The 17589-nt window shown below is 63.6% G+C and carries 12 protein-coding genes and 1 pseudogene; 6 read left to right on the top strand and 7 right to left on the bottom strand.

What is annotated here, in order from left to right:
• Position 1: 1 nt before the first annotated feature.
• The gene (locus tag ACP69S_RS15545; protein ID WP_425998719.1) at positions 2-1945 is read right to left on the bottom strand and encodes a FecR domain-containing protein; all 1944 of its coding nucleotides are present in this window, start codon (positions 1943-1945) and stop codon (positions 2-4) included.
• Between the two features lie 239 nt (positions 1946-2184).
• Between ACP69S_RS15545 and ACP69S_RS15540 the strand changes: the two genes are divergently transcribed.
• Positions 2185-3717, top strand: coding sequence for a ShlB/FhaC/HecB family hemolysin secretion/activation protein (locus tag ACP69S_RS15540; protein ID WP_425998717.1), 1533 nt, complete (start codon positions 2185-2187; stop codon positions 3715-3717).
• 94 nt (positions 3718-3811) lie between these two features.
• Here the strand turns inward: ACP69S_RS15540 and ACP69S_RS15535 are convergent, their stop codons facing one another.
• Both ACP69S_RS15535 and ACP69S_RS15530 read right to left on the bottom strand, forming a co-directional pair.
• Positions 3812-4201, bottom strand: coding sequence for a response regulator (locus ACP69S_RS15535; RefSeq protein ID WP_425998715.1), 390 nt, complete (start codon positions 4199-4201; stop codon positions 3812-3814).
• Positions 4202-4412: 211 nt separating this feature from the next.
• Positions 4413-5894 carry an EAL domain-containing protein gene (locus tag ACP69S_RS15530; RefSeq protein ID WP_425998713.1) on the bottom strand — a complete coding sequence of 494 codons (1482 nt, stop codon included), beginning with the start codon at positions 5892-5894 and terminating at the stop codon, positions 4413-4415.
• A gap of 811 nt (positions 5895-6705) precedes the next feature.
• On the opposite strand from ACP69S_RS15530, the pseudogene ACP69S_RS15525 reads away from it, so the two are divergent.
• Positions 6706-6980, top strand: a pseudogene (locus ACP69S_RS15525) (IS5/IS1182 family transposase); the annotation flags it as partial.
• 220 nt (positions 6981-7200) lie between these two features.
• Here ACP69S_RS15525 and phnE read toward each other — a convergent pair.
• From phnE to ACP69S_RS15510, 3 genes are read right to left on the bottom strand one after another with little or no spacing between them, the layout of a single operon-like run.
• Positions 7201-8217 (bottom strand): phosphonate ABC transporter, permease protein PhnE, encoded by a 1017-nt coding sequence (gene phnE, locus ACP69S_RS15520; RefSeq protein WP_425998712.1) that lies wholly within the window; start codon positions 8215-8217, stop codon positions 7201-7203.
• Complete coding sequence (locus ACP69S_RS15515) at positions 8214-8999, bottom strand: phosphonate ABC transporter ATP-binding protein (RefSeq protein ID WP_425998710.1); 786 nt, start codon at positions 8997-8999, stop codon at positions 8214-8216. The genes phnE and ACP69S_RS15515 overlap by 4 nt, the downstream gene beginning before the upstream one ends.
• 5 nt (positions 9000-9004) lie before the next feature.
• Positions 9005-9913, bottom strand: coding sequence for a phosphate/phosphite/phosphonate ABC transporter substrate-binding protein (locus tag ACP69S_RS15510; protein WP_425998708.1), 909 nt, complete (start codon positions 9911-9913; stop codon positions 9005-9007).
• A 256-nt stretch (positions 9914-10169) separates the two neighbouring features.
• Here ACP69S_RS15510 and ACP69S_RS15505 point away from each other — a divergent pair, with 256 nt between their 5' ends.
• Entirely contained in the window at positions 10170-11072 is a 903-nt protein-coding gene (locus tag ACP69S_RS15505) for a MurR/RpiR family transcriptional regulator (RefSeq protein WP_425998706.1), read from the top strand.
• A gap of 12 nt (positions 11073-11084) precedes the next feature.
• Here ACP69S_RS15505 and ACP69S_RS15500 read toward each other — a convergent pair whose 3' ends face one another.
• On the bottom strand, positions 11085-11798 hold the full coding sequence (locus tag ACP69S_RS15500) for an HAD-IA family hydrolase (protein WP_425998704.1): 714 nt from the start codon (positions 11796-11798) through the stop codon (positions 11085-11087).
• A 282-nt stretch (positions 11799-12080) separates the two neighbouring features.
• On the opposite strand from ACP69S_RS15500, the gene ACP69S_RS15495 reads away from it, so the two are divergent.
• The 3 genes from ACP69S_RS15495 to ACP69S_RS15485 all read left to right on the top strand — a co-directional run bounded on the left by ACP69S_RS15495 (position 12081) and on the right by ACP69S_RS15485 (position 17439).
• Positions 12081-14432, top strand: a complete 2352-nt coding sequence (locus ACP69S_RS15495) for a TonB-dependent receptor plug domain-containing protein (RefSeq protein WP_425998702.1) — start codon at positions 12081-12083, stop codon at positions 14430-14432.
• Positions 14433-14486: 54 nt separating this feature from the next.
• Positions 14487-16040 (top strand): alkaline phosphatase D family protein, encoded by a 1554-nt coding sequence (locus ACP69S_RS15490; RefSeq protein WP_425998700.1) that lies wholly within the window; start codon positions 14487-14489, stop codon positions 16038-16040.
• A gap of 103 nt (positions 16041-16143) precedes the next feature.
• Positions 16144-17439 carry a hypothetical protein gene (locus ACP69S_RS15485; RefSeq protein WP_425998698.1) on the top strand — a complete coding sequence of 432 codons (1296 nt, stop codon included), beginning with the start codon at positions 16144-16146 and terminating at the stop codon, positions 17437-17439.
• Positions 17440-17589 lie beyond the last annotated feature (150 nt).

The raw sequence follows: 17589 nt of genomic DNA, 5'->3' as shown, positions 1-17589 counted from the left end.
CCTATTCCTTTGGGGTGCCGCCGGCATTGCCGCCACCCGAGCTATTGCCGCCGTTGTTGCCGCCACCAGCATTGCTGTTGCCGCCGCTTGCGCCGTTGCCGCCGCTTGCGCCGTTGCTGCCGCCGCCCGAGATGTTGCCGTTTCCGCCGCCCGCGTTGCTGCCGCCGCCAGCGCTGCTGTTTCCGCCGCCCGAGCTATTGCCGTTGCCGCCTGCGTTGTCGTTGCCACCGCTGCCAGCGTTGCTGTTGCCGCCGCCCGTGTTGCTGCCGCCGCCAGCGCTGCTGTTTCCGCCGCCCGAGCTATTGCCGTTGCCGCCTGCGTTGTCGTTGCCACCGCCCGAGCTGTTGCCGCTGCCACCGGCGTTTACGCCGCCTGAGCTGTCGTTGCCACCGCTGCCAGCGTTGCTGTTTCCGCCGCCCGAGCTGTTGCTGTTTCCGCCGCCCGCGTTGCTGCCGCCGCCAGCGCTGCTGTTTCCGCCGCCCGAGCTGTTGCCGTTTCCGCCGGCGTTGTCGTTGCCACCGCTGCCAGCGTTGCTGTTTCCGCCGCCCGAGCTGTTGCCGCTGCCACCGGCGTTTACGCCGCCTGAGCTGTCGTTGCCACCGCTGCCAGCGTTGCTGTTTCCGCCGCCCGTGTTGCTGCCGCCGCCAGCGCTACTGTTCCCGTTGCCCGAGCTGTTGCCGCCACCCCCAGCGTTGCTGTTGCCGCCGCCCGAGCTGTTGCCGCTGCCACCGGCGTTTACGCCGCCTGAGCTGTCGTTGCCACCGCTGCCAGCGTTGCTGTTTCCGCCGCCCGAGCTGTTGCTGTTTCCGCCGGCGTTTCCGCCGCCCGAGCTATTGCCGTTGCCGCCTGCGTTGTCGTTGCCACCGCTGCCAGCGTTGCTGTTGCCGCCGCCCGAGCTGTTGCTGTTTCCGCCGGCGTTTCCGCCGCCCGAGCTATTGCCGTTGCCGCCTGCGTTGTCGTTGCCACCGCTGCCAGCATTGCTGTTGCCGCCGCCCGAGCTGTTGCCGTTTCCGCCGGCGTTCCCGCCGCCGGCATTGTCATTACCGCCGCCCGCGCTGCTGTTTCCACCGCCCGCGCCGTTGCTGCTACCGCCGGTGCTAGCGCCGCCCGGGTTTTCATTACCGCCGCTAGCGGGCGCCTCTGGAATGCCCGGGCCTGGACTCACGTCGAGGCTGGCCACCGCTGTGTCGCCACTCGTAGCGAGATTGGTTCCGCCGAACGCCATAGTCGACGCTTGCGCCAGAGGTGACGCGACGGGGCCTGCCGCCTGGACGGGAGAGGACGTTTCGGCGGTGCTCCGCATGGGCCCAGACGGTGCGGCGGCGCCGGCCGCCGCGGGTCCCTCGACCAGACCACCCGACACCACATTATAGTCGATGGCCGCTGTTTGCTGGGGGAGGGGCGCGTCGGTGGACGCCCGCGGCGTCTCGACACTGAGTTGTTCTGGCGCTGACCGCGCGATGACACCCGTCGCGCCGGCCCCGACGTCGCGCATCGCGCCGCCTTCGTTGGCGCGAACTTCCACCAACCCTTCGGCGACGTGCACGGAGTCTGCGCTCATTTCCACGTTAACCGTGAAAGTGGTGCCCTTCACGATAGCCGCCAGAAGAGGCGTTTCGACGCTGAAATGCTGCGAGGGTTTCTTGTCGATCTGGAAGAGAATCGAGCCCAGATCCTGCAGGATACGGGTCATGCCGGCGTTCGATTCCGGAGCCACGGTCATACGGCTGTTAGGACCAAGGGTGATGCGCTGTGCGCCGTTGAACAAAGCTGCTCGCCCGCCCGCCGCGGTCGTAACGATACTGCCCACGGGCAGAACCTGGTTGGCGTTTGCGGAAATGGGCGCCTTGCCCGGAGAAGCAATACGGACAACGCCGGCGACCTCTACGAGCTTCCAATCGGCCGCGAACGCCTCGCTGGAACCCAGGGCGAGGAGCGCCGTCAAGGATACCGCGAGCGCTGTTCGAACATAACCCATTTGGTCGCCTCCAAAACTCAGTCGATTTATGCAATTTTGCCGACATATAAATGAATTTACCTAAATCTCCGCTAATCAGCTTGGTTTCCAACCTTCGTTAACGAGAGCTTTAGTTCTACGATCAATCATCACTCCCGATGAGAAACATAAAAACATATGTTAAGGGCAGCGCGCGCCGCGGTATTCGGGTTTTCCTGGGTTCTGTAGTGCTGGCGACAGCGAGCCTGTCCTCGCCCGCCGTGGCCCGGCAACAGCCATCGCAGGGCCAGCCTGTGACTGCGCCTGTGGTTCTCACGGGGCTGACGATCGATGGGGTGAGTGTTTATCCGCTTAAGGCCTTGGCGCCGCTTTACGCTGACTATCTGGCCCGCGAGGTCACCATCGAGGATTTGGTGAAAATCGCCCAGGCCATCACCGACAAGTATCGGGCTGATGGATACTTCCTCTCACGCGCGATCGTGCCCCCGCAGGCGCCGGGCGGCCACGCCCGGATTCTCGTCTATGAGGGCTATATCGAAGAGGTCGAGGTCACGGGCGACGCTGCCCCGGCTCTCGAAGCCATGCTTTCCGGGCTGACTGACCGGCGACCGCTACGGCTCACCGATCTTGAACGGCGGCTTACCCTGGCGGCCGACCTTCCTGGCGTGCAGCCGCGTTCACGCATCGAACCCGTCCTGGATGACCCAGCCCGGCACAAGCTTGTCGTCGCCGCAGGCCTCAGGCGGTGGACGGGTAGTCTTTATATGGACAATCGCGGCGCTGGTTCGGCGGGGCCAGTTCAGGCCAATGCCAGGATCGCCGTAAATAGCCTGGCTCGACCGGGGGATCAGCTGGGACTGTCCTTCCTGACTGTGCCAGACGATCCCGGCGAGTTCCTTCAAAGCGAACTTTCCTACGGCGCCTCGTTGTCTGGGAAGTCGCGCGTGCGAGCCGCGGTTTCGGCGTCCCGGTCCCGGCAGGGAGCCGCGCCCCTCAACAACAAGGTGGGCAACGAGAGTCAGGCGGCCAGTCTGCGTTTAGCCCATCCGCTGGTGCGCGGGCGTAAGCGCTCGGTTTGGGCAGCGGTAACGCTGGATGGCCGCCACGTCGAGCAGTCGTTCCCCAGTGGCGGCTCATACACTGACGATCTGCGGGTAGTGCGCGCCTCTTTACAGGCCGACAGCGGAGAAGGAGGAAGCTCCATCAGCGGCTACGCCCAACTCGCGCGCGGGCTGGAGATATTGGGGGCGACCCGTCGTAACGGGCTCTCAAATTCGCGCTTCGACGCGGATGGCTCCTTTTGGAAGCTCAACTTCGGCGCCAGCCATTATCGGGACCTTGGTCCTCGGGCCGGTATTTACCTTTCGGCGGACGGTCAGTGGAGTCCCGACAGTTTATTGCTTTCCGAGGAGTTTGCTCCTGGCGGGCTTCCCTACGGGCGCGCCTACAACTATGCGGAAGTCTCTGGCGACAGCGGCGCGGCCGCGCTGGCGGAACTGCGGTACGGGTTCGCCCCGAAGTCCTCGGCTGTAACATTTTTCCAAACCTACGCTTTTGTCGACGCCGCCAAGGTTTGGAACAAGGCCTCCGCCCTGAGTGCGCGATCGGCGTCTTTCTCGTCGGCCGGCGTCGGGGTGCGCATTACCTTGAAAGGCCGTTTTACCGCCCGTCTCGAAGCTGCGCGGCCTTTGACCCGCACCCCCTATGAGACGAAAGATAAGGACTGGCGCGCCTTCGCCGCCCTAGCCGGCTGGTTCTAGGACGCGCAACTACGACGGGCGCGGACAAGCGATCTCGACATGTCTTGGGACCTATCTCGGCGCGGTCGGTCGGCGAGATGGGCGTGCAGAGGCTCTACAACACCTGGGCGTCATCGCCCCGCGTCGCCACCACTCGCCCAATCGCGTCAAACAGACGATCCATCGCAACGGGCTTCAGAATTACATCGTCGGCGCCGGCATTCAGGCAGGTGTCACGGATATCGGCCGCTATGTCAGCCGTCACCACGATAATGGGCAAGGTCGCCTTGGCGTCGTCCCGCTCCCGGATGCTGCGGATTGCTGTCAGCCCGTCCATGCCCGGCATGCGCAGGTCCATAAGGATCAGATCGTACTCGTTATCGGCGATCATCTGCAGTCCGGTTTTCGCCTCGGGCGCTTCGGACATTTCAAGACGCGCAACGCTGAGCATGTCGCGAACGACCCGACGGTTCATCTGATCGTCTTCTACATATAGGATACGCATCGGACTGCACCTCACCCCGTCATTGCACGCTTAAGCTCTCAACGCCGCAGCAGGCCTTTCGGGTCCGGCGTCGCGCACTCCAGCTATGTTGCCGGCGCACAGATGAGACGGCGATTGCTTCGACAGCAGATGAACAGGTTAGGCTCATCAGGTTCTTGCGTGTCGTCACACGATTTCGCTAGAAAAAGTGATTGAACCCACTATGGAAGCATTATCTGGAATTTTGATCAGTATTTCTCTTTGTAATGCAAAAATCCTGATGCTGGCGATGAGAAAATCCACCTTGGATGAAGCGCACCAGTGCGTCGAGTTCGAGCGCGGGTGAGACAAGATATCCCTGCGCCAAGTCGCAACCCATCATTTTTAACAGAGCGAGGGTCATTGAGTCCTCTACGCCCTCTGCGGTGACTTCCATGCCTAGCGCGTGGGCAAGATCTATCGTCGAACGAACTAACAAGGGATCGCGATGACTGCTGGTCAGCTGAGAGATGAATAGCCTGTCGATCTTGAGCTCATGAGCCGGAATTTGTTTGAGATATGACAGAGAAGACAGCCCCGAGCCGTAGTCGTCGATAGCGATCTTTAGCCCCGCGGCGGCGAAGCTCTGCAGATTGGCCAAGGCGCGCTCTGGTTCGTTAATGACCGCTGTTTCGGTGATCTCCAGGCCAATGCGACCGGCCGAATGCCGCTCGGTGACCTCCAGGAGCCATAGGGCGAAGGCCGCGTCAGCCACCATCTGGCCTGAGAGGTTGATGTGGATCTCCACATCAAGGCCCATACCCCGCAGGTGCTCTTGATCTGCCAGGGCGCGGCGAACCACCCACCGGGTTAGGTCGTCGATAAGGCCGGTCTGTTCGGCCAGGCCGATGAACTCGTCAGGCGAGACCGCCCCCCGAACAGGATGCTTCCAGCGCACCAAAGCTTCGACTACTTCGACCCGGTCGTTGCTCAACCTGAGCTTGGGTTGATAAGCCAAGGCTAGCCCATCCTGCTCGATCACCTGACGAAGATCCCGCAGTAGGGCCAAGCTCGCTGCTGCGCGCTCGCGGTCTTCTTCGCGATAGATTTGAACTTTTGCGCCGTGCGACTGAGCTTGAACGAGCGCTTCAGCAGCGCAGTCGATTACAAATTCGCCGCACTGATCGCGGCGCGCAGCGCCCAAGGCCACGTCGAGATCGAAACTTTGTCCGTCCGTCAGGTCGAGTCGCCGGTCCAGATCGAGACGCAACGCGCATAGCAGACTCTCGGCTCCAAGGTCGTCGTAGGCCCGGAAGGCAAACTCCAAATTCGTGCGGCCGATGCGGCCAAGCTTTACGCCGGGAACGAGGAGCCTGACGCGCTCACCCAACGCCTTGAGGATTTGACCAGCGACTTGGGAGCCGATCTGCCGACGAAGGCGGCTAAAGCCGTCGAGGCCGAGGATGGCGATATAGGCCACGCCATCCTGCTCGGCAGGCGAGAGGTCGAGGATCAGGAGCGATGCTGGAAGATCGGCGGGCGGCGCCCTGTCCAGATGCTCGGCCAGGCGATTGAAAGCGTCATGTTCGGCATGGAAAGGGCCTGCAAGGGGCGCCCGAAGGCCGCGATGGCCGGCCTCCAGGTCCAGCAACGCTTGAGCGAGGTCGAAGCGATGCAGGTCGTGGCTTGGGCCGCGCGCCTTGGCGGCGGGAATTGCGACGGTCCGGTTACCCATCTTCGCACCCTAGGCGGGCGCGCTGAAAGAGACATTAATCGACGCGCGCTTTGCTTGGGCGCCATCGCCGCTCGGCGCTCTACGCTCTACGCTCTACGCTAGGCCCGGCGGCTCCGCGCGGGTGAGCGTCACAAGAGAAATCCGTCGGCAATGATGGGGGATGGATCGGGAAAACCGCTCCGGTCGTCGCGGGGCCAGGCGGCGTCGGCGGACGGAGATGGACGGAAATCAGGCGCGTCTATGCGGGGTTGAAGCAGGCTCCGGCTCCCGGAGAGGCGCAGCGCTCACCGGCCAGGCCGTCTCGATCCCTGGCCGTGGTTTGATGCCGAGAATGTCGCTGCAGATTTTCAGAGAGTCGAACGGTCATCCGGGTGGCGCGCGACGTCGGCGCACGGCCGAGTGTGACGCAGGCTGGTGATCACGGCGCCATACTTTTCCTGATTGAGCGTGGCAACGCTGGCCGGCTGGCGTGCATTATCAACGCGGAGCTCAGGGACCATCCGTGTTGGCGAGCCGGTGTGGCCCGGGCATAGTCGAACATCGCCAATCCCTTTCCGGGCAATGCCCCGCACCAACAGGAACATGCGCAGCCGCGGAGCCAAGGCACGAATATCGGAGGGAAGTCGATCAGTCTCGCAGGCGAGCTGGCTGGACACCTCACGCCACATATGACGGTCCTGCCGCAGCTTGACGCTGAAGCAATCGCCCCGTTCCGTATCGATGTAAAAGAAGCTTTTCTCGACCGTAACTTTGTGTCAGCAGGCAGGGCATTCGAACCGGTTGAAAGCCCCCGATAGGATGGCTTCGAGAAATGGCCGTCTGCGGACTAGGCCAACCGTCCGGTTCATCCTGACGGCTGGACAGTGGGGCGACGCACCCCAGGCTGGCCCGCTGATCGAAGGTCTGCCCGCCAGGGTCGTCATGGCCGACACCGCCTATGACGCCGATCATCTGCGTCAGGCGATCACCGCCAAGGGCGCCGTCGCCGTCATTTCAAACGATCCCTCGCGCGCCCGGAAATACGCGCTCGATCCGCATCTCTAAGCCCAGCGCCACTTGGTGGAATGCTGCTTCAGCCGTCTCAAGTAGTTCCGCCGTGTCGCCACCCGCTACGAGAAGACGGCCAGGAACTAGAGCATTTTCCGATAAGTGTGAAACGGTTATCGGATCGAAAAATGCTCTAAACTTATGATTTAGAGCCCTTTTCGCCCGACCCTGATGAAGCCATCAGGTCGGAAAGGGCTCTACCTCGCCGTTCTTCACCTCGCCGCCGCCATCCTGTGGATGCGGTAAGTGTCCACAACGCCTAGTCGACCATGCGCCGGCGCAGTCGAATCGACAGCTGATCCAGGGCGACGACCAGCAGGAAGATCGCCAGCAGGATCGTCGCGACATGGCCGTAATTGTACATGTCGTAGCGGCCCTTGAGCTCCTGGCCGATGCCGCCGGCGCCGACCAAGCCGATTACTGTCGCCATGCGAACGTTCCGATCCAAGACATACAGTGTATAGGCGATATATTGCGGGGCGACTTGGGGCAGGATCCCATAGATCAGCACCTTGAGACGGCTGGCGCCTATGGCGTTGAGCGCCTCCTGGGCCCGCGGGTCGGCGTTTTCGATGTCCTCGGCGTAGAACTTGCCCAGAAATCCTGCCGCATGAAAGGCGAGCGCCAGCACGCCGGCGATCGGGCCAAAGCCATAGGCCAGGACAAGAAAGAGCGCGCTGATCAGTTCCGGGATCGACCGGAAAAAGCTGACTACGGTGCGGGCCGCTACATAGACCACGGGATGCGGCGTTAGGTTGCGAGCGCCCAGGATCGCCAGGGGCACGGCTAGAATGACCGCCAGGACCGTTCCCCAAAGCGCGATCTCGAGGGTCTCGACCAGCTTCAGGGCGACATGTCTCAGATAGCCGAAAGGCTCCGTCATATATTGCACGCGCTCGACGGAGCGGTCGGTCTGAAGCGTGTCGGGATTGAGCGTCTCGACTTCGCGCTCGACCGTTTCCAGGCGGGCGAACCGCGGAAGGTGGTTCGGGTCGAAGTTCTCGATGCGACTGGTCTCAGTGCGCTCGGCGATGACCAGGGGGAACATCTGCTGGCCGATTGTGGCGAAGCCCTTGGCGACTTGGGAGTCGTCCTTCAGGCCTACGGCCGCCAGCAACCCGTCCCCGGACAGGGCCAGCATCCGGTCGATCTCGACGCGCGCGCCCGTGAAGAGCAGCACCAGGATCGCGATCAGCGCGAGGCCGAGCCCGCGAGCGTCATAGGGTGCTGGAAAGCGCCAGTCAGCTGGCTGGGCCTTGGAGGAGGGGGCTGTCACGACACCGACTCCGGCTCGGCGCGCGCCAAGCTTGGGGCCGCGCCAGGGATTGGGGCAGCGCCGTAGATCCTGGCGATATGATCTGAAGACAGCTGATCCGGCGGGCCGTCGAAGACCACGCGGCCACCGCCCAGGGCGATGATCCGATCCGAAAAGGCTCGGGCGAGGTCGATCTGGTGCAGGCTGCACAGGACGGTCGCGTCCCGGGACTTGGCTTGGTCTCTCAGAAGGCTCAGCACTTCGGCGCTGATCTTCGGGTCGAGGCTGGCCACCGGCTCGTCAGCCAGCACGACGCTGGGGTCGAGCATGAAGGCGCGGGCGATGCCGACCCGCTGCTGCTGCCCACCCGACATGTCCCTGACCCGCCGCCGCAGATGCTCGGGTCCCAGCCCGACGGCCGCCATCAATTCGCAGGCCTTGCGACGATGGCGTTCGGGGAACAGGCCCAGCGCCGCCCGCGTCAGGGAAATGGCCGGCAGCGCGCCGCACACCACATTGGTGGCGGCCGACAACCGGTCAACGAGCCCGAAGTGCTGGTGGATCATGCCGATTGTCGGCCTCAGAACCGCCAGGGTCTTTCGCTCGACCCTCGTCCCGGCAACCCTGGTTCCCCCGGAGGTCGGGGTCACCAAGCCGTTGACGGTGCGGAGCAGGGTGGACTTTCCGGAGCCGGAACGCCCGAGGATCACGCAGAACTGGCCCCGAGGCACCCGGAAACTGACCCCTGCCAAAGCGACGCAGCCGTCCGGATAGCGCACGTGCACGTCTTCGAAATCGATCATCGCCGCTAACGCTGCGCCGACTTCTTGAGGATCTCGCCCTTCAGCTCCTCGGTCAGCCGGCTCATCTTCTTGGCCGCCACGTTGAACTTGGCGGCGGGGAAGTCTGAGTCATACCGGTCAACCTTGCCGCCGCCATAGCCGCGGATCATGTCGGGCGTCACGCCCGGCGCCTGGTGGACGCTCTTGAACGCCAGCTTCAGCCTGGCCTTCAGCGGCGCGGCCAGGCGGGCGTTCATGATGATCGGCGGATAGGGGATCGCATCGCTACGCGCCACGACCTTGACGCTGTCGGCCTTGACCGCGCCCTGACGGACGGCCTTGTCGAAGGAGTCGAACGAGAGGGCGGCGACGTCGACCTGGCCCTGGGTGAGCGCGGCGAGGCTGTTGGCGTGACTGCCCGTCATGCGAACGTCCTTTAGGTCGCGAACAGGGTCTAGGCCCGCATCGAGGATCATCGCCATCGGATAGACGAAGGAGGAGGTCGAATTTACATCGCCGAACGCCACGCGGGCGCCCTTCAGGCCCTTCACCGACTTGATCGGGGAGTCGGCCTTCGCAAAGAGACCGGCGTAGTAGATCGATTGACCCTTCTCCACCGCGACAGCCAGCAGCTCGGCGCAACGCCGCTTGTTGGCCTGGATGTAGGTTACGGGCCCGACGAAGGCGATGTCGGCGGTGCCGTTGCACAACGCCTCGACCACCGCGCCGTAGGACTGGCCGACGCGGATCTCGAACTTCAATCCGCTGGTGCGCGAGATGGCATTGAACAGCGGCTGATAGTCGGCCTTGGTGCCAGCCTCGGTGCCCCCGTCGGCCGGGATCAGGATCACATTCAGATGACGCTGGACGGCCGCCGCGGTCGCGACCGACGGAGCCAGAACCAATAGAATGAGCACCAATATCAAGCGTCGCATGCTAGCGTCTCCAAGTTTGCCGGGCCGGGGGAGGCTTAGCGCAAGCTTGTGACGTCGCGATGAAGGCGTCTCAGATTTGATCTTTCCTGAAATGAGTATATCTCAAGCCGCGTTGGCTAAAGAGCCGGGGCGAGGAGATCTCGTCACGGTTCTCGCGCAAGACGGACCGAGGCGACTCGCTTAGGTCGAGTACTCTGGCTGCGCACCGTGGCCACGCCCAACTATGTCATCCGTACTTGGTTGAAAGCAGGGATCCGTGTCCGACCAGAGGTCCATTCCAGCAAAGTCGCGGCCGCGAGCCACCGGCCATACACCCGTGCACAACGTGATCGCCCGTATCCAGTCGACCTACAAGACCCTGGGGCCGACCTCCCGCCTCATCGCCGACTTCATCCTGAGTCAGCCGGATGCCGTTATGCGGATGTCGGTTACGGAGCTCTCCGAATTGACCGGATCAAGCCAGGGGAGCGTGGTCAATTTCTGCCAGAATCTTGGATTGTCGGGATTTCAGCAAATGAAGCTGTCGCTTGCCCAGGCTGTCGTGCAGCCGGTGCAATATATTCAGGAGGACCTGGCCAGAACCGACGATGTCGAAACCATCTGCCGGAAGATGTTCCACGCCGGGATCCAAGCCCTGCGCGACTCCATGAGCGTTCTTGATCCCAAGTCCGTCGCTGCGGCTGTCGAGGCGATCCGCAAGGCCAAGCGCATCGAGATCTATGGCATTGGCTCTTCGGCCCCGATCGCCGAGGACGCCCACTATCGGATGCTTCGCATCGGGCTGGACGCCAAGGCCGTCACCGATAGCCACATCCAGGCGATCAGCGCCTCGCGCACGGGGCCCGACGTGGCTGTTCTGACGATCTCCCACACGGGATCGACCCATGAGACGGTGGTGGCGACGCAACTGGCCAAGGAAGCCGGGGCGACGACCATCGCTTTGACCAACTATGCGCGATCGCCGATCCAGTCCCACGCCGACGTGACGCTCTTCACCATGGCGCGAGAGACGATGTTCCGCACCGAAGCCATGACCAGCCGCATCGCCCAGCTCTGTGTCATCGACACGCTGATCGCCGCGCTGGCCTTGGCCGACTACGAGCGCGCGACCACCACGCTGCGGGAGACCTTCGACGTCCTGTCGCTCAAACGGTTCTGACCCGGCGCGCGATCAGCAGAGTTCATCCAGGCCAAGCGCCGAGCCCGGGCTAACCAGCAGGGCCGGGATGCCGAGCTGACGCGCGCCTTCGATATCCGTAAGCGGATTGTCGCCGATCATCAGAACCTGAGAAGGCTGAAGGGCGAGAGCTTCGCAGGCTATGTGGAACATGTGGGCCTGGGGCTTGCCGAGCACGTCTACCGAGACTCTGTCCAAGGGCACGCAGGCGGCGAGCGCCGCCAGCAGGGCGCCGGTTTCGGGTACGGTCGCTCCCCCGGGGCCGGGGTGAGTGAGGTCAGGGTTGGCGACGATCAGGCGCGCGCCTTTGGCCAGCGCGTTGACCGCGAACTTCAGCCGCGAGTAGGTGAATTTGGTGTCGCGCAGCAGCACGATGATCTCAGGATCGACAGTGACCTGGTTTACGCCGAGCCGTCGCGCCAGGGCCCTCATGTGCGAGGTTCCAAGCACCGTGGTCGCCAGGCCCAGGCGCGCGGCCAACAGCAGGGCATGGTGCCCCGCCAGAATGATCCGCTCGGCCGGGATAGCCACCGCCAGGCCCGCTAGCAGGTTCTGGATGTCGCTCGGCCAGAGGGTGGAGCTGTTGGAGATGATCGCGATCTTGTCTGCATAGCGGCGCAGGAAGTCCAATCCCGCCGCATGGGGAACCTCGTCGTGCGCGACGCACCCGTCCCAGTCTAGCAGGATCCCCGCCGCACTCTGCACCATGCCCCTGGGGTCGGGGACGGGCGGAGGACTTGTGACGAAGGGAAGGCGCAGGGGGTTTCGAGTCATGGGTCCGCAGCCCTAGGACGTGAAGTGGACGGTCCTCATACACGCGCCGCAATGAATTGAAATATGTTCATTAACTTCCCACAAAGTTTTCATCGTTCCGTCACTCGCCATCCTTAGGTCTCTGAAAATGAGGGGTTTGGCGCGGCCGAGGCGTGTCGCCCATCTCGATAATCATTCGGCAATTGAAAATATTTCAGAGACGCAAGGGGACACATCATGGCGGGACCTAAGGCCAAGAAAATCGGGGCGCGCCTATTGCCGCTGCTCCTGCTGTCGAGCGCTATACCGGCCCTGGCGATGGCCCAGGATACGGGAGCCGCTCGGACCGGAAACGCCCAGCCGACGTCGTCGACTGAAAATCAGGTTTCCGCCGTCACCGTGGAAAGCGAGCGCAGGAGTGCTCAGGCTACGGTCGTGGCAAAGGAGCTGGCTCAGTACGGTACCGATGTACAGGTTATCAGCGGTGAACGTGTCGAGCAGAGTGGCGCGCTGAACTTTGCCGAGGCGCTGCAGTTCCTCGTCAAGGGCGTGAACATTGGCTATTCGCCGGACGAAGGCGAATACACCATCCGCCTTGATGGGGGCGGCGACCGCGACACCCTGGTCGCGCTCGACGGCGTGCCCCTGTATGACCGCGGCCCGGTGCTTGAGAACATCTGGGGCGCCACGACCATCGACAATCACATGGTCGAGAACATCGAAGTGTTCCGCGGTGGCAACAGCCTCTACTTCGGGTCCAATGGCGGCATCGGCGTCGTGAACGTGATCACCAAGAAGCCGGACGGCACGCGCAAGGGCGACTTTGGCGTGTCCTATGGCTCCTTCCAGACCCGCGAGGTCTGGGGCAATTACAGCTTCCCGCTCGACGAGGCCGGCGACCATTCGCTGATGGTCTACGGATCGATGCTGGCGACCGATGGCCCGCGGATCTTCGATCCGGCTCTGTTCACCGACAATGTCGCCCTGTCGGGCGGTGTTCAGGATTACCCGCTGAACAAGAACCACGTCGGGGCCAAGTATCTGTGGAAGATCGACGACGACACCGAGTTCCGGGCCAATGCGATCTATACGGAAAGCTGGTTCCAGGACCCCTTCCCATCGGGTGAGTCCTATTCGCCCAACACCCTGCGCTACCCGATCATCGACGTGGCGTTCAAGCGGCGCTGGAGCGACCGGATCCTGACCGAGGCCTCGGCCTACTATTCCAACCCGCAACTCTGGAACGCCGAACTCTATCCCGTGGTATGCCGCATCGTGGCCGGTTGTCCGTCGGCCAACACGGTCAATGCGGCGGGCGTTTCGACGCGGATCGTGCCTCTGGGGGCCTATACCGGCGCGGTGGAGCCGGCGTTCGCGCACGGCTTTGGCAAGAGCAACCAGTTCAAGAGCGGCTTCCTTGAAATGGGTGCGACCGCCCGGGCCACTGTCCAACTCCACCCCTATCTGGAAGCCGTGGGTGGCGTTCAGTGGGTGTCCTACAAGGACGACTCCGACGCCCGTTTCGCTGTGCCCAACAACGACTCGGCGACGACTGGCGTGTTCGTCGATCTGCACCCGACGCTGCCCTTCAGCCCGGAAACAAAGATCTCGCTCGCTGTGCGGACGGATTTTTCGGACGCCTTCGACAGCAAGTCGATCTGGAAGTTCAGTTTCAAGCATCCTTTCCTGAACGACTTCTACGTGCGCGGCAACGGCGGCACGTCCTACAGCCTGCCCCAAACCAACGAGCTCTATCTGAACAATCCCCGCCCGCCGACCGCGGTGGCCGGCGCCGCCTTCACGGTGGTCGGCAACTCCGCCCTGCTGCCCGAGGAGACCAAGACCTACAACGGCGCGCTGGGTTACAATCACGACTTCGGCTTCATGCAGGTCTTTGGCGAGGTCGGCGCGTTCAAGACCGAGGTCACCAACCGCATCTCGACCACGTCGGGCCGGCCGCTGATCGTCAGCAGCAACGGCGTCAACGTGCCCGTCGACACCTATTTCAACAACAGCGCGATTAACCGGATCAACGGCTGGACGGCCGAGTTCGACCTGCGGCTTGGCGAGCAGTGGCACGCCAATATCGGCTACACCAATCAGGACTCTTCACTGGTCGCCGGCTCCCGCAAGGGCGAGCAATTGAGTGAAACGCCGGTCTGGTTCGCCACGGCCTCGCTCGACTGGACATCGAAGGACAGGCGCCTGAAGTTCCAGGTTCTGCCGCGCTTCCAAGGACCCGAATACGCGACCGGTGGCCCGGCGATCCCGGGCACGACCAGGCCGGCCGTCAATGGTCGCGGCGCCGACACCGGCATCCCTCGCTATCGCTACAACTTCGGTGACTACACCGTCGTCAACGCCACGGTCACCTATCTGGCCGGCGCCGAGTTGCAGCACCGGTTCCAATTCCGCGTCGTCAACCTGCTCGACACCAAGTACGCCGAGCGATGGGGTTTCGGGAACAACTTCTACGGTTCGGCCTTCAATCGCGGCGAATACACCAACCAGGACGACCGTTACTTCTACGGCTATCCGTTCGAGGGCAAGCCGCGCAGCTTCTACGCCACGGTTGCGACCAAGTTCTAAGACTTAAGGCGGTCCGAGGCGGGAACGCCCGCCTCGGACCTTGAAGTTCATTGCATGGATGGGGATCTCATGTTCTCGCGCCGCGACTCGCTTCTGGCCCTGATGGCCCTGCCGCTCCTGACGCCGCGCGACGTGTTCGCGGCCGGCGGCGTCAATCCGTTCACGCTCGGCGTCGCTTCAGGCGCGCCGCGCCCTGACAGCGTGGTCCTCTGGACCCGCCTCGCGGTCGACCCCCTTCGCGGGGGCGGGATGCCGCGTGGCAGGGCAGAGGTTCGCTGGACGGTCTGGCAGGACGCCGAGCGCCGTCGGGTGCTCCGCGAAGGTCGCACCTGGACTTCCGACGCCGACGCCCACAGCATCCATGTCAAGCTAGACGGCCTGCAGCCCGGGCGCGAATATTGGTACCAGTTCAGCTTCGGCGACGCGCAGAGCACTGTGGGCCGCACCCGGACCTCCAGCGCAGCGGATCGAACGGCCAAGCTCGCCCTGGCCAGTTGCAACGCCTGGGAGTCTGGTCACTTCGCGGCCTTCGCCGACATGGCCGAGTGGACGCCCGACTGCGTAATCCATGTGGGCGATTATATCTACGAAGGCGGTATCGGCCGCCTTGGGCTCAACACCCGCAAGGTCGGCGGCCGGGACGTGACGTCCGAAACCGTGCGCCTGCACAACAGCCCCGAGATCAAGTCGCTCTGGCATTATCGCAATCGCTACGCTCTCTACAAAGGCGATCCTAGCCTTCAAGCCGCCCACGCCGCGGCGCCGTGGATCGTTGCGATGGACGACCACGAGATCGACAACAACTGGGCCGGGGACATGCCCGAGGACCCGGACCAGCAGACCCTGCTGGAGTTCAAGGTCCGCAAGCTTGCAGCCATGAAGGCCTATTACGAGCACATGCCGATCGAGCGCCCTCCGGCGATCAATGGGCTCGAGGCCAGCCTGCCGATGTACGGCGCCTTCCGCTTTGGCCCGGCGCTCGTCCACCTGCTGGACACGCGCCAGTTCCGCTCCGACCAGCCGTGCGGCCAGGGTTTCCCCGGCGACGCCGCCTGCGAGGCGATGAACGATCCCGCCCTGACCATGACCGGCCGCGAGCAGGAGCGGTGGCTGCTGGACAGCCTCAAGCGCTCCGACGCCGCCTTCAATGTCCTGGCTTCGCAGACCTGGTTCGCGCCTTATCGCTACAACGCTCCTCCCGAAGCCCCGAGGGTCAATATGGACCAATGGGACGGCTATGGCGTTCAACGCCAACGCATCATTGACGCCCTGGCCGACGGGGTCTCCAATCCCGTGGTGCTGAGCGGCGACTGGCATGCGGCGGCCGCCATGCGGATCCATCAGCGGCCGTTCGACGCCCGATCCGCCCGGGTCGGACACAATTTCTGCGGCACATCGGTGTCGTCGAACTGTCCTTGGGCGGGCGCTCTGGAGGACGCCAAGTCCTTCAATCCGCACGCCGACTATCTGGACGGGACGAAGCGCGGCTATATCCGGTCCACGGTGGGATCAGGGCACTGGGTCGCGGCGTTCCGGACCGTCGATGCGCCGACGGATGCGGCTTCGCGCTGCAGCACCGCGATCGAAATGCGCACCCGCGACCTGTGATCCGGCCCCCTGCGGCGGGAACTCCGCTGTATTCGCCCCGACAAGTCCGCGTACCCGTCTCACCGCGTCGCGGGTCTTCGCGCCGCCCTGCAGGACCATCGCCATGCGCCGCATCCTTTGCTCCGCCCTGATCTTCGTCGCCCTGGCCGCGCCCGTCGCCGCGCAGGACAGCTACCGCGCGCAGACCCGCTGGTGGAAGGGCAACACCCATACCCACAGCTGGTGGAGCGACGGGGACACGCCGCCCGAAGTCGTGGCCGACTGGTACAAGAAGCGCGGCTACAACTTCCTCGTCTTCAGCGATCACAACGTCATGCAGACGGGCGAGAAGTGGTACCCCATCAAGCGTGACGCCATGCGCCAGGCGCTGACGGGCTACCGCGCCATGTTCGGCGACGACTGGGTCGCCAGCCGCACCGCGAACGGCGTCGAGGAGATCAAGCTCAAGACCCTGGATGACTTCCGCACCCTGTTCGAGGAGCCCTCAAGCTTCATCTTCGTGAAGGGCGAGGAAATCACGGACAAGTTCAACAACCAGCCGCTGCACCTCAATGGCGTCAATCTGGTCGAGAAGATCGAGCCGCGGGGCGGCGCGAGTGTGACCGAAGTGCTGCAGAACGACCTGAACGCCGTGGCCGAGCAGTCGCGCAGGCATGGCCAGGCCATGCTGATCCACCTCAATCACCCAAACTTCCACTACGCCGTTCAGGCGGAGGACCTGATCGGGTTGGAGCACAAGGCCGGCGAAGGCTTCTTCGAGATCTATAATGGCCACCCGACGGTCAACAACCGCGGCGACGCGCTGCACATCGCCACCGAGCGCATGTGGGACGTGGTCCTGTCCCACCGCCTGGGCCGTCTGGGTAAGACTGTGGTCTACGGCATGGCCGTTGACGACGCCCACGAATATACCGCCTGGGGCCTTGGCGAGACCAACCCCGGCCGGGGCTGGGTCATGGTGCGCGCCAACCGGCTTACGCCCAACACCATCGCAGAGGCCATGCAGCGGGGAGACTTCTACTCCAGCACGGGCGTCACCTTGAAGTCGCTCAACATTGGCGAGGGAACGCTCTCGCTCGAAGTCGAGCCCCAGCCTGGCGCCGAGTACGTCATTGAATTCGTCGGCGCCCTAGCCACGACCGATCTGACGAGCCGGGGTAAGGTCACGTCACATGCGCACGAGGGCAAGACCGAGCACACTCACCAGACAGTCAACACCTACAACGCCGATATCGGCGCCGTGTTGAAGCGGGTGAAAGGCCCCAAGGCTGAGTACCGTGTGACCGGCAAGGAGCTCTATGTCCGCGCCCGGGTGATCTCCACCTTGCCCCATCCCAACGGGTCGGTGGCAAGTGAGATGCAGACCGCCTGGACCCAGCCATTGGTCGTCAAGCGTTGATGGCCCTCATCGGCCGGCAACGCGACGGAGCTGAACCGCGCCGGGTTTGCCGGAGGCCTCAACTCCTGAGAGGAAGAGGCCATGACAAGCAAGACGACGAACAAGTTTTCACCTGAGGTTCGCGAGCGAGCGGTTCGGATGGTTGTGGAT

It is taken from the genome of Caulobacter sp. DWR1-3-2b1 (assembly GCF_049895765.1).
In the GTDB taxonomy this organism is placed as follows: domain Bacteria; phylum Pseudomonadota; class Alphaproteobacteria; order Caulobacterales; family Caulobacteraceae; genus Caulobacter.
Note: the sequence above shows the minus strand (reverse complement) of the source record. Positions and strands in the feature narration are given on the sequence as shown.